This window comes from Agromyces sp. Leaf222, assembly GCF_001421565.1.
In the GTDB taxonomy this organism is placed as follows: Bacteria; Actinomycetota; Actinomycetes; order Actinomycetales; family Microbacteriaceae; genus Agromyces.
Genome location: NZ_LMKQ01000001.1, coordinates 2,881,740 through 2,906,901, shown reverse-complemented (window position 1 = coordinate 2,906,901; position 25,162 = coordinate 2,881,740). Strand labels below are relative to the sequence as shown.

The 25,162-nt window shown below is 72.0% G+C and carries 21 protein-coding genes; 16 read left to right on the top strand and 5 right to left on the bottom strand.

The features are described 5' to 3' along the window. Positions 1-15 precede the first annotated feature (15 nt). From ASE68_RS13055 to ASE68_RS13015, 9 genes are all read left to right on the top strand, one after another. Positions 16-987: a MoxR family ATPase gene (locus ASE68_RS13055; protein ID WP_055859369.1), complete on the top strand. Its 972-nt coding sequence runs from the start codon at positions 16-18 to the stop codon at positions 985-987. Continuing rightward, the gene (locus tag ASE68_RS13050) at positions 984-2,390 is read left to right on the top strand and encodes a DUF58 domain-containing protein (RefSeq protein ID WP_055859365.1); all 1,407 of its coding nucleotides are present in this window, start codon (positions 984-986) and stop codon (positions 2,388-2,390) included. The genes ASE68_RS13055 and ASE68_RS13050 overlap by 4 nt, the downstream gene beginning before the upstream one ends. After that, complete coding sequence (locus tag ASE68_RS13045) at positions 2,387-4,732, top strand: transglutaminase-like domain-containing protein (protein WP_055859363.1); 2,346 nt, start codon at positions 2,387-2,389, stop codon at positions 4,730-4,732. Before ASE68_RS13050 ends, ASE68_RS13045 begins: the two co-directional genes overlap by 4 nt. Then, positions 4,729-5,379 carry a zinc-ribbon domain-containing protein gene (locus ASE68_RS13040; protein WP_157421643.1) on the top strand — a complete coding sequence of 217 codons (651 nt, stop codon included), beginning with the start codon at positions 4,729-4,731 and terminating at the stop codon, positions 5,377-5,379. Before ASE68_RS13045 ends, ASE68_RS13040 begins: the two co-directional genes overlap by 4 nt. Positions 5,380-5,492: 113 nt before the next feature. Further along, the gene (locus ASE68_RS13035) at positions 5,493-8,516 is read left to right on the top strand and encodes an FtsK/SpoIIIE domain-containing protein (protein WP_055859357.1); all 3,024 of its coding nucleotides are present in this window, start codon (positions 5,493-5,495) and stop codon (positions 8,514-8,516) included. 85 nt (positions 8,517-8,601) lie between these two features. Beyond that, a complete protein-coding gene (locus ASE68_RS13030; RefSeq protein ID WP_055859354.1) occupies positions 8,602-9,849 on the top strand; it encodes a PotD/PotF family extracellular solute-binding protein in 1,248 nt (415 codons plus the stop codon). Positions 9,850-9,863: 14 nt separating this feature from the next. Next, a complete protein-coding gene (locus ASE68_RS13025) occupies positions 9,864-11,063 on the top strand; it encodes an ABC transporter ATP-binding protein (protein ID WP_055859351.1) in 1,200 nt (399 codons plus the stop codon). A gap of 2 nt (positions 11,064-11,065) precedes the next feature. Then, positions 11,066-11,980: an ABC transporter permease gene (locus ASE68_RS13020; protein WP_055859348.1), complete on the top strand. Its 915-nt coding sequence runs from the start codon at positions 11,066-11,068 to the stop codon at positions 11,978-11,980. A gap of 128 nt (positions 11,981-12,108) precedes the next feature. Then, on the top strand, positions 12,109-12,870 hold the full coding sequence (locus tag ASE68_RS13015) for an ABC transporter permease (protein WP_082462374.1): 762 nt from the start codon (positions 12,109-12,111) through the stop codon (positions 12,868-12,870). A gap of 144 nt (positions 12,871-13,014) precedes the next feature. Here ASE68_RS13015 and ASE68_RS13010 read toward each other — a convergent pair whose 3' ends face one another. Next, entirely contained in the window at positions 13,015-14,004 is a 990-nt protein-coding gene (locus ASE68_RS13010; RefSeq protein ID WP_055859345.1) for an asparaginase, read from the bottom strand. Beyond that, positions 14,001-15,377: a 4-aminobutyrate--2-oxoglutarate transaminase gene (gene gabT, locus ASE68_RS13005; protein ID WP_055859342.1), complete on the bottom strand. Its 1,377-nt coding sequence runs from the start codon at positions 15,375-15,377 to the stop codon at positions 14,001-14,003. The genes ASE68_RS13010 and gabT overlap by 4 nt, the downstream gene beginning before the upstream one ends. A 145-nt stretch (positions 15,378-15,522) precedes the next feature. Here gabT and ASE68_RS13000 point away from each other — a divergent pair, with 145 nt between their 5' ends. Continuing rightward, positions 15,523-16,002 (top strand): OsmC family protein, encoded by a 480-nt coding sequence (locus ASE68_RS13000; protein WP_055859339.1) that lies wholly within the window; start codon positions 15,523-15,525, stop codon positions 16,000-16,002. A gap of 15 nt (positions 16,003-16,017) precedes the next feature. Here the strand turns inward: ASE68_RS13000 and ASE68_RS12995 are convergent, their stop codons facing one another. After that, entirely contained in the window at positions 16,018-16,926 is a 909-nt protein-coding gene (locus tag ASE68_RS12995) for a hypothetical protein (RefSeq protein ID WP_157421642.1), read from the bottom strand. 160 nt (positions 16,927-17,086) lie between these two features. Continuing rightward, the gene (locus tag ASE68_RS12990; RefSeq protein WP_055859333.1) at positions 17,087-17,854 is read right to left on the bottom strand and encodes a 1-acyl-sn-glycerol-3-phosphate acyltransferase; all 768 of its coding nucleotides are present in this window, start codon (positions 17,852-17,854) and stop codon (positions 17,087-17,089) included. A 76-nt stretch (positions 17,855-17,930) separates the two neighbouring features. Between ASE68_RS12990 and ASE68_RS12985 the strand changes: the two genes are divergently transcribed. The 6 genes from ASE68_RS12985 to ASE68_RS12960 all read left to right on the top strand — a co-directional run bounded on the left by ASE68_RS12985 (position 17,931) and on the right by ASE68_RS12960 (position 23,699). Next, entirely contained in the window at positions 17,931-18,569 is a 639-nt protein-coding gene (locus ASE68_RS12985; RefSeq protein WP_055859330.1) for a 4-phosphopantetheinyl transferase family protein, read from the top strand. Between the two features lie 71 nt (positions 18,570-18,640). Further along, complete coding sequence (gene dxr, locus ASE68_RS12980) at positions 18,641-19,726, top strand: 1-deoxy-D-xylulose-5-phosphate reductoisomerase (RefSeq protein ID WP_055859327.1); 1,086 nt, start codon at positions 18,641-18,643, stop codon at positions 19,724-19,726. Positions 19,727-19,813: 87 nt separating this feature from the next. Next, complete coding sequence (locus tag ASE68_RS12975; RefSeq protein WP_055859324.1) at positions 19,814-21,139, top strand: RIP metalloprotease; 1,326 nt, start codon at positions 19,814-19,816, stop codon at positions 21,137-21,139. Between the two features lie 199 nt (positions 21,140-21,338). Next, positions 21,339-22,607: a sensor histidine kinase gene (locus ASE68_RS12970; protein ID WP_055859321.1), complete on the top strand. Its 1,269-nt coding sequence runs from the start codon at positions 21,339-21,341 to the stop codon at positions 22,605-22,607. After that, a complete protein-coding gene (locus tag ASE68_RS12965; RefSeq protein ID WP_055861333.1) occupies positions 22,604-23,266 on the top strand; it encodes a response regulator transcription factor in 663 nt (220 codons plus the stop codon). The genes ASE68_RS12970 and ASE68_RS12965 overlap by 4 nt, the downstream gene beginning before the upstream one ends. A gap of 127 nt (positions 23,267-23,393) precedes the next feature. Then, positions 23,394-23,699 (top strand): SHOCT domain-containing protein, encoded by a 306-nt coding sequence (locus ASE68_RS12960; RefSeq protein ID WP_055859317.1) that lies wholly within the window; start codon positions 23,394-23,396, stop codon positions 23,697-23,699. Between the two features lie 89 nt (positions 23,700-23,788). Here the strand turns inward: ASE68_RS12960 and ASE68_RS12955 are convergent, their stop codons facing one another. Next, positions 23,789-25,039, bottom strand: coding sequence for a low temperature requirement protein A (locus ASE68_RS12955; RefSeq protein ID WP_055859313.1), 1,251 nt, complete (start codon positions 25,037-25,039; stop codon positions 23,789-23,791). Positions 25,040-25,162 lie beyond the last annotated feature (123 nt).

Sequence of the window (25,162 nt, the reverse complement as noted above, 5' to 3'; positions counted from 1 at the left end):
ACCGATGGAGCCCGCATGACGATGACCCCAGAAGAGGCCTCTCGATTCGCCTCGAACCTCGACCGGCTGGTCGGTGCGGTCGAGACCGTGCTGCTCGGCAAGAACCGGGTCGTGCGCCTCGCCTTCACGGCCCTCCTGAGCGAGGGCCACCTGCTGCTCGACGACGTGCCCGGAACGGGCAAGACGTCGCTCGCCCGGGCCATGGCCCAGTCGGTGCACGGCACGAGCAACCGCGTGCAGTTCACGCCCGACCTGCTGCCGGGCGACATCACGGGCGTCACCGTCTACGACCAGCGCACCGGCGCGTTCGAGTTCCACCCCGGCCCCGTGTTCGCGAACATCGTGCTCGCCGACGAGATCAACCGTGCGAGCCCGAAGACGCAGTCCGCGCTGCTCGAGGTCATGGAGGAGGGCCAGATCACCGTCGACGGGCAGACCCACCCGGTGGGGCATCCGTTCATGGTGATCGCGACGCAGAACCCGGTCGAGCAGGCCGGAACCTACCGCCTGCCGGAGGCGCAGCTGGACCGCTTCCTGATGCGCACCTCCATCGGATACCCCGACCATGCGTCGACGATCCGGATCCTCGAGGGAGCCGACCACCGTGCGCACGCGGTGCAGGTCGAGCCCCAGCTCGCCGCCGCCGAGATCGTGGAGATGGCGGCCGCGGCGCGCACCGTGCACGTCGACCCGACGATCCACGACTACGTGTCGCGCCTCGTCGACGCCACCAGGACCACCCGGGAGGTGCGACTGGGCGTCAGCGTGCGCGGCGCCCTCGCACTCATCCGGGCGGCGAAGACGCACGCCGCCGGTCGGGGCAGGCACTACGTCGTGCCCGACGACGTGAAGGCGCTCGCCGAACCCGTGCTCGCGCACCGGCTCATCCTCGACGCCGAGGCGGAGTTCGACGGCGTCACCGCGTCGAACCTCATCGCCCAGGTGCTCATCGAGACCCCGCCGCCGTCGACGAGGCAAGCGGTGTGAGCCTCACCGAGACCCGCACCACGATTCCCGAGGACGCCCGTCGGGAGGGGGTCCTCGCAGCCGTGATCGCGCTGCTCGTCCGGTCGGTCGGCCGAGTCGTCGGCGCGATCGACGAGTGGCGTCGCGCGGTCGCCTCCGTCGTGACCGGGCGCGGCTGGGCGGTGATCATCGCCGCGGTGGTGGCGTTCACCGTCGGCACGATGCTCGGCTGGGTCGAGTTCATCGCACTCGCATGGGGCCTCGCGGTCGTCGCGGCCGCGGCATCTGTCTGGCTGCTCGGCCGCGGTGCGTCGACGATCGGGCTCTCGGTGCCGATCCGTCGCGTCGTCGTCGGCGAACCGGCGCAGGCGCGGCTGGTCGCCGAGAACCCGGGGCGACGCCGGTGGGGCGGGGTCAAGCTCGAGGTCCCGGTCGGGCGGCAGGTCATGGAGTGGGTGCTGCCCGGGCTCGCGCGCGGCGGAGCGTTCGACCGGTCGTTCCGGGTGCCGACCGATCATCGTGGCATCGTGCAGGTCGGTCCGGCGCGAACGGTGCGCGCCGACCCGCTCGGCCTCGTGCGTCGCGAGATCGTGTGGTCGGAGGTCGCCGAGCTCCACGTGCACCCGCGCACCGTGGCGATCGCGGCGCTCAGCTCCGGGTTCGTGCGCGACCTCGAGGGGTCGCCGACCCGGGACCTGACCGCGAGCGACATCGCGTTCCACGCGCTCAGGGAGTACGTGCCGGGCGACGACCGGCGCTTCATCCACTGGAAGAGCACCGCGAAGACCGGCACGTTCATGGTGCGCCAGTTCGAGGAGACGAGGCGCAGCCGGCTCATGGTCGTGCTCGACCTCGACCCCGAGGCCTACCGCGACGATGCCGAGTTCGAGCTCGCGGTGAGCGCGGCGGCATCCGTCGGCGCGCGCGCGATCCGCGACGCCCGCACGGTGTCGTTCGTCGTCTCGGGCGCGAGCGCCGTGCCCGGCCAGGCGGGGCAACCGGGCGTCCCCGTCCGTCCGTCCGCGACGCCGACGCGGTACAGCGGCACCACCAGGCGCTCGTCGGTCCGCGGGGCCGCGGGCGTCGTGCGCGAACTGCCCACGGTGACGCGCGATCGCCTCCTCGATGCGCTGTGCCTGATCGAGCGCGACGAGCACGCGGCGATGATCGCGGATGTCGCGCCGGCCGCCGCGGAGGCGCTGCCCGGCGTCTCGCTCGCCTTCCTCGTGACCGGAACGGCCCGAGGCATCGGGCCGCTGCGGGCCGCCGCGTCGCGCCTGCCGATGGGCGTGGACGCGATCGCGGTGCAGTGCTCTCCCGAAGGCGACGCATCGGCGCGCACGGTCGCCGGGCTCACCGTGTTCGGCATCGGCTACCTCGAGGACCTGCGGGCGATGCTCGCACGAACGGCGTCGGTCGCGTGAGCAGGGCGGTCGGCGGCGGCAGGAGGGGCGGCGGCGGAGAGCGCGGCGGAGCCGGTCGCACCGGATGGTCGCGCGCCGTGTCGACGGCGCTGCTCGTGCTGCTGCTCGCCGCGGCGATGATCCCGTGGTGGCCGGTGTACGAGAGCACGGAGTTCCTCATCGCGGCGGCCGTCGCCGTCGTCGCCGGCATGGGCGTCGGCCTGATCGGCGCATGGCAGCGGTGGCCCGCGTGGGCGGTGCTCTCCGCACTGGTGGCCGCCTTCCTCGTGCTCGGCGTGCCGGCCGCCGTTCCGTCGCGCGCCTACGCCGGGGTGCTGCCGACCCAGCAGGGGTTCGTCGACCTCGTCGCCGCGACGGCGCTGTCGTGGAAGCAGCTCGTCACGATCGCCGTGCCGGTCGGGTCGTACCAGGCGCTCCTGGTGCCGCCGTTCCTGCTCGGCCTGCTCGCCTCGGCGGCCGCCGCGACCATCGCGTTCCGCACGCGGCATCCGGTCGCCGCGATCCTGCCGCCCGCGCTGCTGCTGACCGCGGGCATCCTGCTCGGGGTCGTGCACGGCGGGCTCGCGCTGCAGGCCGGGCTCGCGTTCCTCGTCGCGGTGGTCGCCTGGCTCGTGCACGTCGCGATCCTCGATCGGCAGTCGCTCGGCGGGCGCGCGGGCGTCGAACGGGCGCTCGCCGATGCACGGCGCGTGCTCGGGGCATCCGCGATCCTGGCGGTCGCCCTCGTCGGCGCCACCGCGGCGGTGCTGATCACGCCCGTGCAGGCGCGCACGGTCGTGCGGTCCGAGGTGCAGCAGCCGTTCGAGCCGCGGGCCCATCAGAGCCCGCTCGCGGCGTTCCGCGCCGCGTTCGACCCGCTCCAAGCCGACGACGTGATGCTCGAGGTGCGCGGACTTCCGGCCGGCGCGGGACTCGCGGTGGCCACGCTCGACACCTACGACGGCATCGTCTACTCGGTGGGCGGGGCTGACGGCACCTCGCTCTCCGGGAGCTTCACGCGACTGCCGTACCGCCTCGACCAGAGCGGCGTCACCGGCGACCCGGTCGAGATCGCCGTCACCGTCGAAGCGTACGACGACGTGTGGGTGCCGGGGGTCGGCCAGCTGGAGCGCATCGACTTCGGCGGCCTGCGGGCCGAGACCCTCGCCGACGGATTCGTCTACAACGACACCACCGGCACGGGGGCGGTCACCACCGGGCTCCAGCACGGCGACGCCTACGTCGCATGGTCGGTCGCGATGCTCGAGCCGACGGAGCTCGACACCATGCAACCCGGCACGAGCGTGATCCCGGCCGCGCCCGACCTGCCGGCCGAGCTCTCCGACCTCCTCGACCGATGGGCTCCGCTGTCTGAGGCCCCTGGCACCCGGCTCGCGGCGATCATCGACGGGTTCCACGAGAACGGGTACGTGAGCCACGGCACGGCCGCGGACGCCGTGCCCAGCCGCTCCGGACACGCGCTCGACCGGCTCGCCCAGCTCGCGGCCGACCAGCCGATGGTCGGCGACGGCGAGCAGTACGCCGTCGCGGCCGCACTCATGGCGCGCAAGATCGGCTTCCCCGCGCGGGTCGTCGTGGGGTACACGGCATCGGATGTCGCGGCCGGCGAGACCGGGGGCGCCGTCGCGGTCGGCGGCGAGACGATGCTCCGGCGCAGCGACCTGCAGGCGTGGATCGAGGTGCAGGGCGACGACGGCGCCTGGATCGCGCTCGACCCCAATCCCGAGGTGCGCGAGATCCCCGATCGGCAGCCCGAGCAGCCCGAGGTGGTCTCGCGGCCGGAGTCGGCGCTGCCGCCGCCGCCCGAACGCACGCAGGTCGATGAGAACGACTCGCCGACCGACCATTCCGACGAGCGACCGCAGGACGACCTCGGCCGCTGGCTGGGCGTGCTCACGACGGTCGCGACGATCGCCGGGCTGACCGTGCTCGTGCTCGCCCTGCTCGCGAGCCCGTTCCTCGCGGTCATCGTGGCGAAGATCCGTCGTCGTCGCGTGCGTCGCAGGGCCGACTCCCCGGTCGATCGCATCGAGGGCGGCTGGCGGGAGTTCGCCGACACCGCGGCGGACTACGGCTATCCGATCAGGCCGAATTCGACGAGGGCGGAGCAGGCGGTCACGGTCGGGGGCCTCGCACCCCTCGTGCTCGCCTCCGTCGTCGATCGCGCCGTCTTCGCGCCCGGCGGCCCCGAGGCCGGCGACGACGAGCGCGTCTGGCGCTCGGTCGACGAGTTGCAGCGCCGGCTCGCGGCTCCGCGCACGCGACGCGAACGCTGGTTGGCGGCGATCTCGCTCACCTCGCTCGGCGGGTACGCTGTCAGCCGGAGAGGGGGTCGACGATGAGGTGTCGCATCTGCGGGGCCGCGCTGCCCGACGGCGCGATGTTCTGCGGGCACTGCGGCAGTTCGACGAGCGCGACCCCCGAGTCGCGACGACGCCCCGATCCGCGGCCGGGCGACACGACCTCCCTGGGCCCCGGGTTCCGTCGCAGCGGTGTCGTGAGCGTGCCGGTCGGGCTCCAGGGCGGGATCGCGGATGTCGCCGCGGGCCGAGAAGACGGCGCGGCCGCGGGTGCGGGCGAGCCGGTGCCGGGCGATCCCGGCGCGGCCGGTGCCGGTTCGGGCGCCTCGGCGACCTCGGCTTCCTCGGCGTCGTCGACCGGCGGGCCGCCGCGGTTCGTGCTGCGGTTCGGCACCGGCGAGGTGCGCGTCGTATTCGGCACCGGACTCATCGGCCGACGGCCGCTGCCGCAACCGGGCGAGAGCTTCGACCATCTGGTGCAGGTCGAGGACCCGGCTCGGTCGGTCTCCAAGACCCACCTGGAATTCGGCACCCACGAGGGCACGCTCTGGATCGCCGACCGCTTCTCGGCCAACGGCACGATCGTGCGCCGATCCGACGACGTGATCCGCTGCGAGCCCGGGCGACGGTACCTGATCTCCTCCGGCACGGTCGTCGAGCTCGCCGACCAGTCCTTCACCCTCTCCTGACGGGCGCGGCAGGCCCGCAGAACCCGTCCTCAACAGCCGGTCGGATGCCTCCGCGCTGACGCCTCCCGCGGCTCGGGTCCGATGATCGCCGCACGCGGTGGTCGGATGACGGGATGCCGACCCGCCTGTTCGCACCCCCCGACGACACCCGGCTGCCCCTGTCGCTGCCCGCGACCGCGCCCGCGCCGAGCCCACCGGGGTTCCCGTTCATCGCCGCGATCGCCCCGGTCATCGGCGCCGTGGTGCTCTGGCTGGTCACCGGTTCGGTGATCTCGCTCGCGTTCGCCGTGCTCGGGCCCGTGCTGGCGATCGCCACCGTGCTCGACGGCCGCCGGCAGGCCCGCCGTGCGCTGCGCCGCGCACTGGCCGAGCGGGAGTCGGCGTTCGCGCGGCTGCACGAGGAGGTCGGGGTGCGCCACGCGCACGAGCGCGAGGCGGCATGGCACCGTCATCCGCCGGCCGGCCGGATCGCGGCGCTCGGTGATGCGCCGGAGTGGCGCGAGCATGACCTCAAGCCGATCGTGCTCGGCGCAGCGACGGTCGAGAGCACCCTGCGCGTCGAGGGGGCGCCCGTCGACGAGATCGATCGGGCCGCGCTCGACCACGTGCGAAGACTCGACCGGGCACCGGTCGTGGTCGACCCCACCGGCGGCGTCGGGTTCGCCGGCCCGGCACCGCTCGTGCGGGCGGCCGCACGATCGGCCATCCTGCAGTGCGCGCACCACGCGCGGCCCGATGCGGTCGCCTTCGAGGTGCCGGATGCCGCTGCCTGGCGGTGGGTGCGCGGCCTCCCGCATGCGGGCTCGGGCCTGACGATCACCCTTCGGGACCTGACGCCGGCGTCCCGGCGGTCGTCATCGTCGCCGTCGCCGTCGCCGTCGAGGGAGCCGGAGGCGGGCTTCAGCGTCGTGGTGGCCGACGATCCCGAGCAGCTTCCGCCGGGGCTCGCGACCGTGGTGTGCATCGAGGGACCGCGAACCGCCACGCTGCACCAGCGAGGAGCCGTCGTCGGCACGTCCCTCGCGCCCGACCTGCTCGGCCTCGAGGAGGCGGCCGCATGGGCCGGCCTCGCCTTCGGGTTCGCCGAGCGTGCCGGTCTCGGCACCCGCGCCTCGGCGTTGCCCGACCTCGTCGCAGTGGGAGGGCTCCCCGTCACGGCCGCTCCCGATCGTCGCCGCTCGAGTCTGCGCGTGCCGGTCGGCGCGGTCGCCGGGGGAGTGCTCGACCTCGATCTCGTGACCGACGGGCCGCACGCGATCGTCGCGGGCACGACCGGCAGCGGCAAGAGCGAGTTCCTCCTGGCGTGGATCCTGCAGATGGCCGCCGCGCACCCGCCCGAGCGCGTGGCCTTCCTCCTCGTCGACTTCAAGGGCGGGTCGGCGTTCGAGCCGATCGCGGGCCTCCCGCATGTCGCCGGCATCGTCACCGATCTCGAGGAGGCCGAGGCCGAGCGTGCGGTGCAGAGCCTCACCGCCGAGCTCCGGCACCGGGAACGCGTGCTCAGGGATGCGGGCGCGCGGGACATCGCGCAGTTGCCGGATGCCGCGCCGCTCGGACGCCTCGTCGTCGTGATCGACGAGTTCCAGGCGATGATCCACCGGTTCCGCGACCTCGGTGCGGTCATCGGCGACATCGCCGCACGCGGGCGGTCGCTCGGCGTGCACCTCGTGCTCGCCTCGCAACGCCCGAACGGCGTGCTCGGCGAGCAGGTCACGGCGAACGCCCCGATCCGGGTCTCGCTGCGCGTGATGCACCGCGCCGACAGCATCGCCGTCGTCGGCAGCGATGCGGCCGCCGGCATCCCGGCCGACCGACCAGGGCGGGGCATCGTCGACCGCGGCGACGGCGTCGCGGTGCCCTTCCAGTCCGCCCTGGTCGACGCGGGCGCCGTCGAGGAGGTGCGACGGCGATTCGCGGCGTCGCCCGCCGTGCGACGGCCGTGGCTCGACCCGCTGCCCCCACGGCTCGCGCCGGCCGACCTCGAGGCGGCGCGGCACGCGGAGGCGGTGAGGGTGGCGGCGGCGGTGGCCGTGGCACGAGCCGATCACCTCGCGGCCGCGGTCGGCGGCGCCGTCGTCGGGGAGCCCGGCGCCCGGAGCCCCGATGTCGGACCCTCGGTCGTCTTCGGCCTGCTCGACGAACCCGACCTGCAGCGCCGGAGCCTCGCCGCGTGGGCGCCGACGACCGATGGACACCTCCTCGTGCTCGGCGCACCCGGAAGCGGGCGTTCGACCGCGCTCGCCGCGATCGAGTCCGCAGCGAAGGCCCGTGCCGGTGCGCCCGACGTGCTCCGCCTCGGGCGGGGCCGGGCCGCCGACTGGCAGCTGCTCGCCGACCTGGTCGTCGCGGCGCGGGCCGGAACCCCCGAGCAGCGGCTGCTCGTGATCGACGACCTCGACACCCGGTTCGCCCCATGGCCCGAGGAGTACCGGCACGCCGCGACGGCCATGCTCGCCGAACTCATGCACGATGGCCGCCGGCTCGGACTCTCGGTGGCCGCCTCCGCGACGCTCGCCCACCGCGTGGGCGGGGGCCTGCGCGACCTGTTCGGTGCGGTCGTGCACCTGCGGCATCCGAGCCGGGCCGAGCTCTCGCACGCCGGCGGACTCGGCGAGCTCTGGCAGCGCGACGCCCCGCCCGGTGCCGGGCAGTGGCGGGCGCGTCGGCTTCAGGTGGTCGAGGCGGCCCTGCCGACGCCGCCCGCCGCGGTCGCCGCTCCGCCCGCAGGCCTCGACGCGGAATTCACGGCCGTGGTCTCGGCGACGGTGCAGCGCGACCTCGACCGACTGCGGGCGATCGGATGCGCGCCGATCAGGCTCGAGCCGGGCGGCGAACGTGAGCTGCTCGCCGGCGTCGGGCATGCGGCCCTGCTCGTCGTCGGCGACGCCGACGCCTGGACGGCGTCGTACGCGCTCGCAGCACGTGCCCGCGACGCCGCGACGATCGTCGTACGCGGGGGCATGCGCGAGTTCCGGGCCCTCGCCCCGGCCGGTGCCGGCCGGTCAGGGGCGATCGCCCTCCCGCCGCTGCTCGACGCCGACGGGGGTGAATGCTGGGTCGTCCAGCCCGGTGAGCCGGCCGTTCGTCGAGCCTGGCCGACGACGGAAAACATCGCATATCACGCCTTCGGGCACTGAATCCGAATGATCTGTTCCCAGAAATTAACGATTCGGACATCGATCCGTGAAATCGACCCCGCAGTGTGGCACTATCGACGCACCCATGGCAACGTCGCTGAACCCGAATGGAGCACCCGTGAACTCTCGGCCCCTTCCCCAGGATCCGATGATCCGTTCGCTCATCGCACGCGCCCGAGCGTCGCAGATGAGCCGCCGCACGATGCTCGCCGGCGCGGGCGCCGGTGCATCCGCCCTCGCCCTCGCCGCATGTTCGACCGGTGGCGGCGTGACCAAGCCCACCCCGGCAGCCGACAAGTCCGCCAACGACAAGACGCTCAACTGGGCGAACTGGGCGGCCTACATCGATGAAGACGACTCGGGAAACTACCCGACGCTCCAGGCGTTCGAGGAGCAGACCGGCATCAAGGTCAACTACGAGGTCGCGGTCGACGACAACAACACGTACTACGGCAAGGTCAAGGACCAGCTCGCCCTCGGTCAGGACATCGGCGCCGACACGGTGTGCCTCACCGACTGGATGGTCGCCCGGTGGATCCGCTTCGGGTACACGCAGGAGCTGAACCACGACAACATCCCGAACCTGGCGAACCTCGAGCCGGCCCTCCGGGAGCCCGACTTCGACAAGGGCCGCAAGTTCTCGCTGCCGTGGCAGGGCGGATTCGCCGGCATCTGCTGGAACAAGGAGGCGTTCCCCGACGGCCTCGCCTCCGTCGAAGACCTGTGGTCCTCCGAGCTCAAGGGCCGGGTGGGCGTGCTGTCCGAGATGCGCGACACGATGGGCCTCATCATGCTGCAGAACGGCGTCGACATCGCCGGCGACTGGGGCGATGAAGAGTACGACGCGGCCATCGACGTGCTCACCGAGCAGGTCGAGAGCGGTCAGGTGCGCAACATCAAGGGCAATGCCTACCTCGAAGACCTGAAGAGCGGCGACACCCTCGCGGCCATCTGCTGGTCGGGCGACATCACGGTCATCAACGCCGAGGCCGGCGACAAGTGGGAGTTCGCGATCCCCGAGGCCGGCGGCACGCTCTGGAACGACAACTTCCTGGTGCCGGTGGGCTCCACGCGCAAGACCAACGCCGAGGCGCTCATGAACTACTACTACGAGCCCGAGGTCGCCGCCGAGGTCGCGGCCTGGGTCAACTACATCACGCCCGTCGTCGGCGCGAAGGAGGCGGCCGCGGCCATCGACCCCGAGCTCGCCGAGAACCAGCTCATCTTCCCCGACGAGCAGACGCTGTCGCAGGCCCACATCTTCCGTTCGCTCTCGGGCGCGGAGGAGCAGAAGTACCAGGCCCAGTTCCAGAGCATCCTGCTCGGCGCCTGAGAGAGACCGACACCATGGCTGTACGCGAATTCGCCGAGCGGGGCGCAGACCTCGAACTCGTCGGCATCCAGAAGCGCTTCCCGGGGTTCACCGCGATCCAGGACATGGATCTCACGATCCCCGCCGGGTCGTTCTTCGCCCTGCTCGGTCCCTCGGGCTGCGGCAAGACCACCACGCTCCGCCTCGTCGCCGGGCTCGAGGAGCCGACGCAGGGCCGCATCCTCATCGGCGGCAAGGACGTGACCTCGACGCGCTCGCACGAGCGGCCCGTCAACACGGTCTTCCAGAGCTACGCGCTCTTCCCGCACATGAGCATCATCGAGAACGTGGCGTTCGGCCTCAAGCGCCGTCGCATCGGCGATCCGCTCGGCAAGGCGCACGAGGCGCTGCGCCTCGTCGAACTCGATCACCTCGCGCAGCGGCGCCCGCAGCAGCTCTCGGGCGGCCAGCAGCAGCGCGTCGCGCTGGCACGCGCGATCGTGAACCGCCCCGCGCTGCTGCTGCTCGACGAGCCGCTCGGCGCCCTCGACCTCAAGCTCCGACGGCAGATGCAGCTCGAGCTGAAGACGATCCAGGAGGAGGTCGGACTCACCTTCCTGCACGTCACCCACGACCAGGAGGAGGCCATGACCATGGCCGACACCGTCGCGGTCATGAACAAGGGCGCCATCGAGCAGATGGGCGCACCCGAGGCGCTCTACGACCTGCCGCGGACCGTGTTCGTGGCGAACTTCCTCGGGCAGTCGAACCTGTTCACCGGCGAGGTGGTCGGCACCACCGACACGGCCGTCTCGGTCGATGCCGGAGGCGCGCGCCTCGTCGTCCCCAAGGCCCGGTCGGCCCGCCACAACGGCACCGTGACGGTCGGCGTGCGTCCAGAGAAGGTCACGCTGCATACCGAGGCGCCCGCCGAGGCGCCCGACCGCAACGTGGTCGGTCCCGGTCGCGTGCTCGACGTGTCGTTCTCCGGCGTGAGCACGCAGTACCTCGTCGACATCCCGAGCCACGGCACCGTGCTCGTCTTCGCGCAGAACACGGGAGCCGGCCCCAGCGTCGGCCTCGGTGCGGAGGTCTGGGCGAGCTGGCGTGTCGAGCACGGCTTCGGGCTAGTCGACGGACCCGGTGACGCGGAGCGCTTCGCGGCCGACGACTCGACGACGGCCATCGCCGCGCAGCGCCGCGACGACCTCGTCGCCGAGCTCGAGGAGGGCTGAGCATGGCCTTCGCCGCGTTCTCGACTGCGGAGGCCCCGACCCAGCAGGCACCGCGCAAGTCGAGTCGAATCGCGCTGTTCCTGCTGCTGCCAGGCATCCTCTACCTGGTGCTGTTCTTCCTCACGCCGCTCGTCTCGCTGCTGCTGACCTCGTTGCAGGCGCCGCTCGAATACGGCGACATCGGCCAGTACCAGTACGCGTTCAACTGGCAGAACTACGTCGACGTGATGTCCACGTATTGGCCGCACATCGTGCGCTCATTCGGCTACGCGCTCACCGCGACGGTGTTCGCCCTGCTGTTCAGCTACCCGTTGGCGTACTTCATCGGCGTGACGGCGAGGAGGTGGCCGCTGCTGCAGAGCCTCATGCTCGTGCTCGTCATCGCCCCCTTCTTCATCAGCTTTCTGCTCCGCACCCTCGCCTGGAAGCAGTTGCTCTCCGACGAGTCGTTCGTGATCACCTCGCTGAAGGCGCTCTCGCTCCTGGCTCCCGACGCGCACTTCACCGGTACGCCGTTCGCGGTGATCTTCGGCCTGACGTACAACTTCATCCCGTTCATGGTCCTGCCGCTCTACACGACGCTCGAACGACTCGACCTGCGCTACCTGGAGGCGGGCAGCGACCTCTACGCGAGCCCGTTCACCGTGTTCCGCAAGATCACGCTGCCGCTGTCGATGCCGGGCATCGTCGCAGGCACGCTGCTCACGTTCATCCCGGCGGCGGGCGACTACGTCAACGCCAGTCGGGACTTCCTCGGAGGACCGGACACCCAGATGATGGGCAACGTGATCGAGGCGAACTTCCTCGTCCTGCTGAACTACCCGGCGGCGGCGGCACTGTCGATCATCCTGATGGCCGCGATCCTCGTGCTCGTCGGCATCTACGTCAAGCGTTCCGGAACGGAGGACCTGCTGTGAGCGGAGAAGTGCAAGCCGCCGCCGTGCTCGGCGGGTTGAGCGAGAGCGAGCAGACCGAACCGCGTCGCGGGCCGCAGCGGCCACGACGCATCGGCCTCGGCTCCTGGCTGCTGCCGGTGTACGCCGTCATGGCGTTCGTGTTCCTGCTGATCCCGATCGCCTACACGTTCGTGTTCTCGTTCAACGACTCGGTGAAGTCGAACATCGCCTGGCGAGGGTTCACCTTCGACAAGTGGCTGAACGTCTGCAACGTCGAGGGAGGCGCGGTCTGCCAGGCCTTCGCCAACAGCGTCATCATCGGCATCGTGGCCACGCTCATCGCCACGACGCTCGGCACCCTGATCGCGATCGCGCTCGTGCGCTACCGGTTCCGGGCGCGATCGGTCATCAGCCTGCTGCTGTTCCTGCCGATGGCCACACCCGAGGTCGTCCTGGGCGCCGGGCTCGCGGCGCAGTTCCTCGCGGTGGGCGTTCCGAAGGACATGACGACGATCATCCTGGCCCACACGATGTTCTGCATCAGCTTCGTGGTCGTGACGGTCAAGGCGCGTGTCGCGAGCCTCGACCCGGCGCTCGAGGAGGCCGGTCGCGACCTCTACGGATCGCCGTCGCAGGTGTTCTGGCGGGTCACGTTCCCCCTGCTGCTGCCGGGCATCGTGGCGGCCGCGCTGCTCTCGTTCGCCCTGAGCTTCGACGACTTCATCATCACGAACTTCAACTCCGGTTCGGTCTCCACCTTCCCGAAGTACATCTACATCTCGGCATCGCGCGGCATCCCCGCCGAGGCCAATGTCATCGCCTCGGCGGTGTTCCTCTTCGCGATCGTGCTCGTGATCGGCGCACAGGTGTCCCGTGCGGCGCGCGCGAAACGGCTTGCGAAGCTCGGCTGACCCGAACCGAGCGATCAGCGGATGCCGCACCGGAACGTTCCGGTGCGGCTCCGTCGTTCCGATCGGCCGACCTGCCGGCTGGCCGACCGGCCGACCGGGGCGTACGGGCGTCCGGGGCGCATGAGCGTCCCGCGCGCCCTCGCGTCAGAACGTCGCGCGGATCTCGCCGACCCGGCGCTCGCCGCCCATGACCCAGAGGTCGAGCTCGGTGGCGACGCGGTCGACCGCCGCGTCGTCGATCGCGCCCGTGCTCGCGAGCAGGCGCAGCGCGATGATCGTCGAGGCCCGCGAGGAGCCGTCGAGCACCTTCAGGGCGGTCGTCGTGCCGTCGGGTGCGGTCATGACCATGACGCCCTCGGCGCCGAACTTCGCGAACACGCCGACGCGTTCGATCGCGATCGTGTCTGGCTGGCCGGGGCCGGCGATCGCCCACGGGTTCTCGCGCACCGCCTCGGTGAGCGCAGCGCCCTCGCGGAAGAGCGCGAACGGCGACGACGAGGCCGCGGTCGTGACCTTCTGGATGCCGCGGGCGAGCCCGGTGAGGCTGATCGCGTGCACGGGCGCGCCGCAGCCGTCGATCGCGGTCATCGTGGCGCGCTCGCCGGTGAGGCGTTCGAGCACGTCGAGGATCCGACGCTGCAGCGGGTGGGCGGGATCGAGGTAGCCCTCGAGGGGCCAGCCGTTGGCGACGCACGCGAGGAGCATGGCCGCATGCTTCCCGGAGCAGGTCATGTAGACGCGTTCGCGCTGACCGCCGCTGCGCACCAGGTCTTCGTACGCGGTGCGGTCGCCGGGGTTGGCCGGCGGGCATCCGAGCGCGGACTCGGGCAGCGACGCACGTGCGAGCAGTCCGCGCACGAGTGCGACGTGCGCGGCCGTGCCGGAGTGGCTCGCGGTGGCGATGGCCGCGTCTTCGCCGCGGAGCGTCACGCCGGAGGACATGACGGCGACCGCGATGAACGGCTTCAGGGCGGATCGGGGGAGGACGGGCGATGCCACGTCGCCGAGGGAGCGCAGGAGCTCGCCCTCGGGGGAGAGCACGACGGCGGAGCCGGCGTGCCTGGACTCGGTGAAACCATTGCGTTCGACCACGGCGAGTTCGACGGCGTCTGCTGAGGCGAAGGTGCCGGTCATCCGAGTGCCGCGAGGCCGTCGTCGAGCACGCTGAGGGCGTCTTCGATGAGGGCGTCGGAGACGGCGAGGCTCGGGAGGAACCGGAGCACGTTGCCGTACGTTCCGGCATTGAGCAGGAGCACGCCGTGCTGCGCGGCGAACGCGACGAGCGCGTTCACGGCCTCGGGGTTCGGCACCTTCGTGGTGCGCCCCGTTCCGGGTTGCACGAGTTCGATCGCGATCATCGCGCCGATGCCACGGATGTCGCCGATCACGTCGTACCGGTGGCTGAGCTTCTCGAGCCCGGCCCGCAGCGTCGCCTCGATGCGTGCGGCCTCGCCGAGCAGGTCGTGCTGCTCGATCGACTCGAAGACCGCGACCGCCGCGGCGCAGGCCACCGGGTTTCCGCCGAAGGTGCCGCCGAGCCCGCCGGCGTGGGCGGCATCCATGATCTCGGCGCGGCCGGTGACGCCGGCGAGCGGGAGGCCGCCGGCGATGCCCTTGGCCGAGAGCACGAGGTCGGGGACCCAGCCGAAGTGCTCGCTCGCGAACCAGGCGCCGGTGCGGGCCATGCCCGACTGGATCTCGTCGGCGATCATGACGACGCCGTGCTCGGTGCACCAGGTCTGCAGGGTGGGCAGGTAGCCCTCGGCCGGCACGATGAAGCCGCCCTCGCCCTGCACGGGCTCGACGACGAGGCAGGCGAGGTCGCTCGCCCCGACGACCTTCTCGAGGTACGCGATGGTGCGGGCCGCGGCATCCGCACCCGAGAGCCCGTCGCGGTAGGGGTAGGAGTTCGGGGCGTGGTACACGTCGCCCGCGAACGGGCCGAACCCGGTCGCATAGGGGTGGGCCTTGTAGTTCATCGCCATGGTGAGGTTGGTGCGGCCGTGGTAGGCGTGGTCGATCACGGCGACGGCGCGGCGGCCGGTGTGCTTGCGGGCGATCTTGACGCCGTTCTCGACGGCCTCGGCGCCGGAGTTCACGAGCACGGTGCGCTTGGCGTGCGCGCCAGGGGTGTGCTCGGCGAGCAGCTCGGCGACGCGCACGTACTCCTCGTAGGGCGTGATCGTGAAGAGCGTATGGATCACGTCTTGCAGCTGGGCGGCGGCGGCGCGCACGACGCGTTCTTCGGTGTGGCCGACGGTGGTCACGCCGATGCCGGCGCCGAAGTCGATGAACTGGTTGCCGTCGACGTCGACGAGCACGGCGCCGTTGGCGCGTTCGATGTAGACGGGCAGCGCCGACGAGACCCCGGCGGAGACGACCGCGGCACGTCGCGCGTGCAGCGCCTGCGACTTGGGGCCGGGGATCGCCGTCACGATGCGGCGCTCCTGCGGCACCGTGTAGACGGGGGCGGCCGAGGTCTCTGCGGGTGTCCTGATGTCAGTCATGATGCCTTCCAGACTAGCGCCGAGGGGGCGACGGCCGAAGGCTGCGCCGACGCGAGGCGCCCGCTCGCGAGGCCGCCGGCCGCCGGCTCTGCGCGTTCGGCTACCGTGGACTCGATCGCGCGCCAGCGCATCGGAGAGGGGCATCGTGAGGCTCGGCGAACACGCGTACGCGATCGAGGTCGAGTGGACCGGCGCCCGCGACGCCGGCACGACCGGCTACCGCGCCTACGGGCGCGACCACGTCGTGCGGGCCGCGGGCAAGGCGCACGACCTGGCCGGTTCGAGCGATCGGGTGTTCCACGGCGACGCCGACCGATGGAACCCCGAGGAACTGCTGCTCGCGGCCCTCAGCCAGTGCCACATGCTCTCGTACCTGCACGTCGCGACCCTGCACGGCGTGGTCGTGACGGGCTACACGGATGCCGCGACGGGGGTTCTCGTCGAAGACGGCCGGGGTGGTGGCTCGTTCCGCGAGGCGACGCTGCATCCGCGCGTGACGGTGGCGGATACCGCGATGCTGGCGCTCGCGGAGGAGATCCACGCCGAGGCGGCGGCGAAGTGCTTCATCGCGGCATCCGTCGCCTTTCCGGTGCACCACGAGCCGGTCGCGGTCGTCGCCGGCTGACCTCGCACCGACGGCTCAGGGGGAGTCGGGCGTCTCGGCGACGGCCGGCAGCGTCGGCTCGGTCGCGCAGGGGTGGCCGCCGACGAGCCGCGTGCACGCCGGGAAGAACGCCGGGAAGCGCTCGAGCGTCGGATCGCCGAACCAGCGGTTCCAGAGGATCCAGAAGTTGAGGTTGCCGTAGGCCCCGCAGGCGTCGCCGGCTGAAGGGTCGGCGAGGGTCGCCGCGTTCGGCTGGTACGGCGTGTAGTTGTACAGGTTCGCGGTCGCCTGGTTGCGGATCGCCACGGTGCTCGCGCCGCACGCGGCATCGGGGTTGTACCCGATCGACGTCTCGCCGATCATGTACCGGCGCACAGGGTTCTCGGTGTACTGACGGAACTGCCAGGCCGCGTTGTAGACCTGGTTGAAGAAGCCGAAGTACTTCTGGTCGCAGTCGGCGGTGTCGGGGCAGGCGTAGCCGGTCGCACGCTCGTACCCGGAGGCGGTCGGACGCGTCAGCAGGGACTGCTCCTTCTGCAGGAGCACGAGGAGCGCCTTCGGGCTGATGCCGCAGGCGACCGCCGTCTTCGCGATGATGCGGCTCGCCGGCTCGTCGACGCCGCCGCGGTACTCGGCGCAGTGCGCGCCGCCCTCTGCGGGCTGGGTCTCGGTCGTCTGCGTGAAGTCGGCGAGGCACGGAATGCCCTCGTCGGCGCGGCAGGACACGTTCTCGAGGAACTGCTGGATCTGCCGCTCGGTCAGGGCCGCACTGTCGTAGAACGCGTCGTCGCTCACGATGAGCGCGGGGTCGAACTCGGTCGTCGGCGGCTCGGGCAGGGTTCGATCGACCCGCAGCGGTGCGGTGTCGGCCGGGGCGCACGACGCCAGCAGCAGGATCGCCGCGACCGCCGCGGTGAGGCGCGCGAGTCGGCCGAGGGTGCTCATCGGCACGACATTACCGGCCGGTCGGGCGAGGGTGCTGGGAATCGACCGGATGTCGCGTTCCGGATGTCGCGTACCGGATGTCGCGCGGTCGACCGTCGCGTGTCCGGATGTCGCATGCCCGCCTTCCCAGGCCGGGCAGGGCACGGCAGGCGGCTGCGGGTCAGCGCCGTTCGCGGGGGATGACCCGGTCGGCGATCTTCGCGAGCGTGCCCTCTGGGGGCTTCTCGTTGTAGATGCCGGCGAGCTCCTGCTCCGAGAGGGCGTGGATGCCGGCCATGATCTCGTCGGTCGCCGCCCGGCGGGCGCGGCCGGAGGTGGCCGCCCCGTGATGGGAGACGTCGATCGGCGCGCCGAACCGCACGGTCACGGGGCGGATCCGCGGCAGCTTCGCGCCGACGGGCTGGATCTCCTGCGTGCCGACGAGCCCGACGGGCACGACGACGGCGCCGGTCTGCAGGGCGAGCCAGGCCACTCCCGTTCGCCCCCGGTAGAGGCGGCCGTCGAGCGAGCGAGTGCCCTCGGGGTAGATGGCGAAGGCGTTGTCGTGCTCGAGGATGCCGCGGCCCGCGTCGAGCGCGGCCTGCGCGTCGGCGCCGGCGCCGCGTTCGACGCCGACCGCGCCGATCGCGGTGAAGAAGGTGCGCGAGACCCAGCCGCGGAATCCGGTGCCGGTGAAGTAGTCGTTCTTGGCGAGGAACTGCACGGGTCGCGGCGAGGCGAGCGGGATCACGACGCTGTCGATGAACGAGAGGTGGTTGCTCGCGAGGATGACGCGCCCGGTCGCGGGCACGTGCTCGGTGCCGGTGATCTTCGGACGGTAGACGAGCAGCGCCAACGGCCGCAGGATTCCGCGGATGATCCGGTATGCCGGCCCCTGCCGAACGGGTTCGGCGACCTCTGGGCTCTCGACTTCGTCGTGCTCTGTCACCCTAAGACCTTAGGCGTAGCGCCATTCCGCGGCCGGTATATGGGCTCGACCCGTCCCGGTGCGGGAGGATGGGGTCGTGGACGTGACGGCCGAGGGCGAGCTCATCGAGCTGGGTGACACCGGCGCGCGTGCGCTCGTGCACGCGGGTGCCCGCCGCCAGCCCGGGGCCGACGTCGTGCTGCGGGGCCTGGTCTCGCACGCGGCCTCCGTTCCGGCCGACGACGTCGAGCTCGTGCACGCGTGCTCCGAGTGCGGCGCCAGGCACGGCCGGGTCACGGTCGCGTACCCGCTCACGGCGTCCGGTGCGCCCTGGTTCGCGGATGTCGCGATCGACGGCGACACGATCGTCGCCGCGGCCGGCACGAGGCACGCGCTCGGGGTCGCGGTCGAGCCCGCCGCGATCGAGACGGGCGAGCTCATCGACGAGGCCGCGTTCCACCCCTCCGAGCGGGAGGCGCTCGGCTCGCTCGGCGGCACCCACGGGGCACTCGTGCGGGCGACGCTGTGGGCGCGGAAGACCGCCCTGCTGCGGGCGCTCGGGCACACCGACTTCATCGAGCCGTCGAGGCTCGCGCTCTCGATCCCCTCGGTCGACGGCGGGCTCGGGCGCATCGAGCGGCCCGTTCCCGAGTTCGGGTCCTTCTGGCGGGGGGTCGTGTTCCACGACCTCTCGGTGCGGGGGCCGCACGTGGCATCGGTCGCCGTGATCCGCTGACCGGCGCGAGCAGGCCTCCGCTGAGCGGCGCGAGCACGCATCCGGCGAGCCCCTCGGCCTACAGTGGTCACGTGCGCTCAGTCATCATCCTCGGCTCGACCGGTTCGATCGGCACCCAGGCCCTCGACGTGATCCGCGCGAATCCGCGCCGTTTCGAGGTCGTCGGCCTCGCGGTCGGCTCGAATCGCGCGACGCTCGCCGCGCAGGCGGCCGAGTTCGGCGTCGAGTACACCGCCGTCGGCATCGACGAGGCGGTGCAGCTGGTTCGGGATGTCGATGCCGATGTCGTGCTGAACGGCATCACCGGGTCGGTGGGCCTCGGCCCGACCCTCGCGACGCTCGAGCGCGGCACGACCCTCGCCCTGGCGAACAAGGAGTCGCTCATCGTCGGCGGCGCCCTCGTGACGAGGATCGCGGCGCCGGGGCAGATCGTGCCCGTCGACTCCGAGCACTCGGCGATCGCGCAGGCGCTGCGCTCGGGCACCGACGACGAGGTGCGCCGACTCGTGCTGACCGCATCGGGCGGCCCGTTCCGGGGGCGCCGTCGCGAGGAGCTCGCCGACGTCACGCCGGCGCAGGCGCTCGCGCACCCCACCTGGGACATGGGGCTCGTCGTCACCACGAACTCCGCCACGCTCGTGAACAAGGGACTCGAGGTCATCGAGGCGCACCTGCTCTTCGACGTGCCGTACGACCGCATCGACGTCACCGTGCACCCGCAGTCGATCGTGCACTCGATGGTCGAGTTCGTCGACGGGTCGACGATCGCGCAGGCGTCCCCGCCCGACATGCGCCTGCCCATCTCGCTCGGCCTCGACTGGCCGAACCGGGTCGCCGCGGTCGGCCGACCGCTCGACTGGACCGTCGCCTCGTCGTGGACCTTCGAGCCGCTCGACCACGAGGCGTTCCCCGCGATCGCACTCGCCAAGCAGGTCGGTCGCGCCGGCGGCGACTACCCGGCCGTCTTCAACGCCGCGAACGAGGAGGCCGTCGCCGCGTTCCACGCCGGACGCATCGGGTTCCTCGGCATCGTCGACACCGTGAAGGCGGTCGTCGAGGCGCACGAGCCGCCCGAGCGCGAGCTCACGCTGGCCTCCCTCGCCGAGTCGGAGCGGGCCGCGCGCGCCGCCGCGAACGCGCGCATCGCACGGGGCTGAGCCGCGGCATCCGGTCGCCGACGGAGCCATAGCGGCCTCACAGCGGAGCGTCAGGCGACACCGAGTCTCTGGCAGTACGCTCATCGGATGGATTCCGTGCTGCCGTTCATCATCGGCGTGGTCGTCATCGTCGTCGGCCTCGCCGTCTCGATCGCGCTGCACGAGATCGGGCACCTCGTTCCTGCCAAGCTCTTCAAGGTCAAGGTCACCCAGTACATGATCGGCTTCGGGCCGACCGTCTGGTCGCGACGTCGCGGCGAGACCGAGTACGGCGTCAAGGCGATCCCGCTCGGCGGGTACATCTCGATGATCGGCATGTTCCCGCCCGCCAAGGGCGGCCAGGTGCACGCCGACTCCACCGGCTTCTTCAAGGGCCTGGCGCAGGACGCGCGCGATGCGAGCCAGGAGTCGATCACCCCGGGCGATGAGAAGCGGGCGTTCTACCTGCTGCCGGTCTGGAAGCGCATCATCATCATGTTCGGCGGCCCGTTCATGAACCTCGTGCTCGCGGTGCTGCTGTTCGGCGTGCTGCTCATGGGCTTCGGCGTTCCGCAGTCGACGACGACCGTCGCCTCGGTCAACGAGTGCGTGCTGCCCGCGACGAGCGAGCGGCAGACGTGCGAGGCGGGCGACCCGGCCGCGCCGGGCGCCGAGGCCGGCCTCCAGCCCGGCGACGTCCTCGTGTCGATCGACGGCGAGTCGATCACCTCGTGGGAGCAGTCGACCGCGATCATCCGCTCGCACCCCGGCGAGCCGCTCGCCGTCGTCGTCACCCGCGACGGCGAGGAGCAGACCCTCACCGTGACGCCCGCACTCAGCGAGCGCTACGTCACCGACGCGAACGGCCAGGTCGTCGAAGACGAGACCGGCACGCCGGTCACCACCGACGTCGGCTTCGTCGGCATCGGCCCGACCTCGGCCCGCGTGCAGCAGCCCGCGACCGTCGTGCTGCCGACGGTCGGCGAGAACATCGCGGGCGTGGCGGGCATCATCGTGAACCTGCCGCAGCGCATGGTCGACGTGGCCAATGCCGCGTTCGGCCCCGACGAGCGCGACCCGAACGGGCCGATCAGCGTCGTCGGCGTCGGTCGCGTCGCCGGCGAGGTCGCCGCGACCGACCAGTTGGCCGTGACCGACAAGGTCGCCGGGCTCATCGGAATCCTCGGCTCGCTGAACATCGCACTCTTCGTGTTCAACCTGATCCCGCTGCTGCCGCTCGACGGCGGGCACATCGCCGGTGCGCTCTGGGAGGCGATCCGCCGCGGGTTCGCGAAGCTGTTCCGCCGCCCCGACCCGGGCCCCGTCGACATGGCCAAGCTCATGCCCGTGACGCTCGCGGTCGTCGTCGTGCTCGGAGCGATGAGCGCCCTGCTCATCTACGCCGACCTCGTGAAGCCGGTGCAGCTGTTCTGATCGTCATGCCGCACATCGCCCCCTCCGCCACGGTCGCCGTCCATCGCGCCGGACGCTCCGGGCGCCCCGCGCGCGCCGAGCGCGCCGAGCGGGCCGGGCACTCCGGGCGCTGCGGGTTCGCCGAGTACTCCGGGGGGAGTAGGCGATGAGCCTCCGGGCGGACGATTCCGGCGCGGCATCCGATCGATACGATCAGGGAATGCCCGTTCCGCCGTGGGATCCCCGCCCGGGTGCCGACGGGCGGCCCGAATGGGCGGGCCCGCACGGCTGGGCCGGCCCGCCGCGCTGGGGCGCCGACCTCGGCCGCGACCCCCGCGAGGCGCGGTTCCGCCCGTCGTCGACGTTCCGCCTGCTCGCGCCCGTCGTGCTGAGCCTCCTCGTGCAGGTTCCGGCCGCGATCGGCATCGCGATCGGCACCCACACCGCATGGGGCATGGGGCTCCTGCAGGTGCTGCTGGCCGCGGCCGGTCCGCTGATGCTGCTCGCCGTGCGCCGCCTTCCCGGCCTCACGGTCGCCGCGGTCACGGCCGCGGCGCTCGCCGACCTCCTGCTCGCCCCCGTCGTCGGCCCGCCATACATCGCCCTCGCGTTCGCGATCGTGATCTCCGTCGCGCGCGGCGCCGTCGTGTGGGCCGTCTCGGCGGTCGTCACGGGCTGGATCGCCGCGGTCGTGCTCGTGTCCGCATGGGGCGAGCCGTGGCATCCGGTGCGCGTCGCCTTCACGACCCTCGCGCTCGCCGCCTGCTTCGGCATCGGCGCCGTCGTCAGGGGACGCGACGAGCGCATGCGCCGCTACCGCGCCGAGGCGATGCAGCGACGCCAGACCGCCGAGGAGCGCGAGCGCGTGCGCATCGCCCGCGAACTGCACGACGTGATCGGCCACGCGCTCTCGCAGATCAACGTGCAGGCCAGCGTCGGCCTGCACCTCATGGACCGCGACGCCGACCAGGCCCGCACCGCGCTTGCGAACATCAAGGACACGTCGAAGACCGCGCTCGAGGAGGTGCGCAGCGTGCTCGGCGCGATCCGCACCGACGCCGATGCGCCCTTGTCGCCGCAGGCCGAGCTCGCCGAACTGCCGCGGCTGCTCGCCGGCGTCACGACCGCCGAGTTCGAGGCGACCCTCGTCGACCGCCTCGATGGCGACGCTCCCGGGCGGGCCGTGCAGTTCGCGGCCTACCGCATCGTGCAGGAGGCGCTCACGAACATCGTCAGGCACGCCGAGGCGGCCAACGCGGAGGTCACGCTCGAGCGCGTCGGCGACGTGCTGCGCGTCACCGTCGACGACGACGGCAGCGGCCTGCCCGCGGCATCCGGCGAGGGCAGCGGCATCCTCGGCATGCGCGAACGCGCCGCACTCCTCGGCGGGTCGGTGCAGGTGCTGCCCGTGCCGGCGCCCGAGGGTGCGGGGACGGCCACCTCCGGCACTCGCGTCGAGGCGCGGCTGCCGTGGAGGGCGACGGCGTGATCCGCGTCGCGCTGGCCGACGACCAGGTGCTCGTGCGCGCCGGCTTCCGCGCGCTGCTCGCGGCCGAGGACGGCATCGAAGTGGTCGGCGAGGCCTCGACGGGCGCCGAGCTCCTCGAGCTCGTGCGGCGGAACCCGGTCGACGTCGTGCTCATGGACATCCGCATGCCCGACGGCGACGGCCTCTGGGCGACCGAGCAGATCGCCGCCGATCCCGCACTGGCGGGCGTGCACGTCGTGATCGTGACGACCTTCGAGCTCGACGAGTACGTGGCTCGCGCGGTGCGCGCCGGCGCGAGCGGATTCCTCGTCAAGGACACCGAGCCCGTCGACCTGATCCGTGCCGTGCGCGTCGTCGCGACCGGCGAGGCGCTGCTCTCGCCCGGCGTCACGAAGCGCCTCCTCGAGCGCATGGCGACGGGTCTCCGCGACGCACCGGACGCCGAACGCCTCGCGGGGCTCACCGATCGCGAGCGCGAGGTGCTGCGGCTCGTCGGCCTCGGACTCACCAACGACGAGATCGCCGCCGAACTCGTGCTGTCGCCGCTCACGGCGAAGACCCACGTGTCGCGCATCATGGCCAAGCTCCACGCCCGCGACCGGGTGCATCTCGTCGTCACGGCCTACGAGTCGGGGCTCGTCTCGCCGGGCTGGCAGTAGTCGGGCCTCGGTGATGCTCCCGGGGGAGCATCCGAAGTGCCTCCCGTGGGCGGATTCGCGGCGCGCCCGCGATGACGAGACTCTGATCGACGGCCTGACCAGCAGGCCACGATCAAGGGATCACACCATGCTCACCACCCTCGCCACCGCAACCGTGGTCGCCCACGCCGGACCCTGGGCGGCCGGCTTCGGCTGGGTCTTCTTCCTCATCCCGCTGTTCTGGCTGCTCGTGGTCGGACTCATCATCTTCGGCGTGAGCCGCGGCCGCCGCCGGTACTGGGCTCAGGGCGCGGCCGAGGGCTACGGCCCGCCGTGGACCCGCGGCGCGAGCGCCGAGCAGACCCTCGGCCAGCGCTTCGCGAACGGGGACATCGACGAGGTCGAGTACCGCGCCCGCCTCGAGGTGCTGCGCTCGAACCGGCCCAGCGCCTGACCGGTCGCGACCCGGCGGCCGGCTGAGCGGCCGCAGACGAGGGGCGGATGCCGCGGCATCCGCCCCTCGTCGCGTTCACGGCCTGCGGTTCAGGCGCCGAGCGCCCGTTCGAGCGCCGCCGACTGGTGCCGGTGCCCCACCGTCTCGTACCCGACGACGACGACGACCGGTGCGAACGCCGTGATGAGGATGCCGGTCGGCAGGCTCGCTCCTGCTGCCACGGCGACCACGGCCGCCGCGAGCACGGCCGCGCTCGCGAGGAAGAGCGCGATGTGGAACGGATCGAACCGGCCGATCAGCAGCGCGTACAGCACGAACAGGGCCGTGAGGAAGACCGCGACCGGGATGACGATCGTGAGGAGCGCCTCGACCGCGCCGATGTGCGCCTCGCCGGCGATGACGTTCGCCGCGACGTGCAGGCCCGCGCCGGTCGCGGCGAGCGATCCGAACACGACGATGTGCCCGTATCCCCAGACGTACGACCGGTTTCGGAACACCGCGAGCAGCGTGCCGGAGGGCATCGTGAAGTAGCTCCACCAGAGGCCGAACACGAGCAGGGTTCCGCCGAGCGCGACGCCGGCCGCCTCGATCGACCACCGCTGCTCCTCGACGACGGCCGAGATCGCGAGGATCGTGCCGAGCACGATCTCGCCGAGCGTGATGATCACGAGCAGCCCGTAGCGTTCGGCGATGTGGTGCGGATGCCACGGCGTTGCGCCGCCGCGTTCGGCGAGCGGCGGCACGATGACCTCGAGGATCCCGAAGAGGAGCATCAGCCACAAGGCGAGCGCGAACGGCGGGTTCACGAAGATGAGCACGACCCAGCCGACCTGGACGACCCCGAGCGAGACCGCGTACCTGATCGCCGTGCGCCTCGCCGTCGGGTCGTCGCGCGCGATGCGCAGCCACAGGGCGATCGTCGACACCCTGATCACCACGTACCCGGCGATCAGCACCGAGTTGTCGACGTGATGTCCCTCGTCGATGGAGTGGAAGAAGTCCGGCAGCCCGAGCGCCAGCACGAGCACGCCGAGCATCTGCACCATCGTCGCGATGCGCACGAACACGCCGTCGTTGTCGTACGCCGACGCGAGCCACGAGTAGTTGATCCACGCCCAGCAGATCGCGAAGACCGCGAAGAAGAACGCGACCGCCGCGGACATGAAGTGGCCGAGCTCGAGCAGGTGCGCGGCCTGGCTGCCGGCCTGGCTGAAGGCGACCACGAAGGTGAGGTCGTAGAGCAGTTCGAGCGGGGTCGCCGTGCGGTGCGTCTCGCCTGGGTCGCGCCCGACCATGCGGCGCAGTCGGTGGTGCAGCGGCGGCTGGGCGGTCTGGCTCATGGCGCAATCGTGGCACTCATGGAGCGCTCGCCGCACGATGCACGCCGTCGACGAGCGGATGCCGCGGCCTCCGACCTGTGCAGGGGCCGGGCCGAGGCATCCGCTCGTCAGGACTTCGCGCGA

Coding starts and splice junctions, on each gene's coding strand:
- ASE68_RS13040 (WP_157421643.1), top strand. CDS start 4,729: ATGAGGTGTCGCATCTGCGGGGCCGCGCTGCCCGACGGCGCGATGTTC.
- ASE68_RS13010 (WP_055859345.1), bottom strand. CDS start 14,004: ATGACCGGCACCTTCGCCTCAGCAGACGCCGTCGAACTCGCCGTGGTC.
- ASE68_RS12960 (WP_055859317.1), top strand. CDS start 23,394: ATGCTCACCACCCTCGCCACCGCAACCGTGGTCGCCCACGCCGGACCC.
- ASE68_RS13025 (WP_055859351.1), top strand. CDS start 9,864: ATGGCTGTACGCGAATTCGCCGAGCGGGGCGCAGACCTCGAACTCGTC.
- ASE68_RS12955 (WP_055859313.1), bottom strand. CDS start 25,039: ATGAGCCAGACCGCCCAGCCGCCGCTGCACCACCGACTGCGCCGCATG.
- ASE68_RS13020 (WP_055859348.1), top strand. CDS start 11,066: ATGGCCTTCGCCGCGTTCTCGACTGCGGAGGCCCCGACCCAGCAGGCA.
- gabT (WP_055859342.1), bottom strand. CDS start 15,377: ATGACTGACATCAGGACACCCGCAGAGACCTCGGCCGCCCCCGTCTAC.
- ASE68_RS13055 (WP_055859369.1), top strand. CDS start 16: ATGACGATGACCCCAGAAGAGGCCTCTCGATTCGCCTCGAACCTCGAC.
- ASE68_RS12970 (WP_055859321.1), top strand. CDS start 21,339: ATGCCCGTTCCGCCGTGGGATCCCCGCCCGGGTGCCGACGGGCGGCCC.
- ASE68_RS12995 (WP_157421642.1), bottom strand. CDS start 16,926: ATGAGCACCCTCGGCCGACTCGCGCGCCTCACCGCGGCGGTCGCGGCG.
- ASE68_RS13035 (WP_055859357.1), top strand. CDS start 5,493: ATGCCGACCCGCCTGTTCGCACCCCCCGACGACACCCGGCTGCCCCTG.
- ASE68_RS13030 (WP_055859354.1), top strand. CDS start 8,602: ATGGCAACGTCGCTGAACCCGAATGGAGCACCCGTGAACTCTCGGCCC.
- ASE68_RS12975 (WP_055859324.1), top strand. CDS start 19,814: ATGGATTCCGTGCTGCCGTTCATCATCGGCGTGGTCGTCATCGTCGTC.
- ASE68_RS13015 (WP_082462374.1), top strand. CDS start 12,109: ATGGCGTTCGTGTTCCTGCTGATCCCGATCGCCTACACGTTCGTGTTC.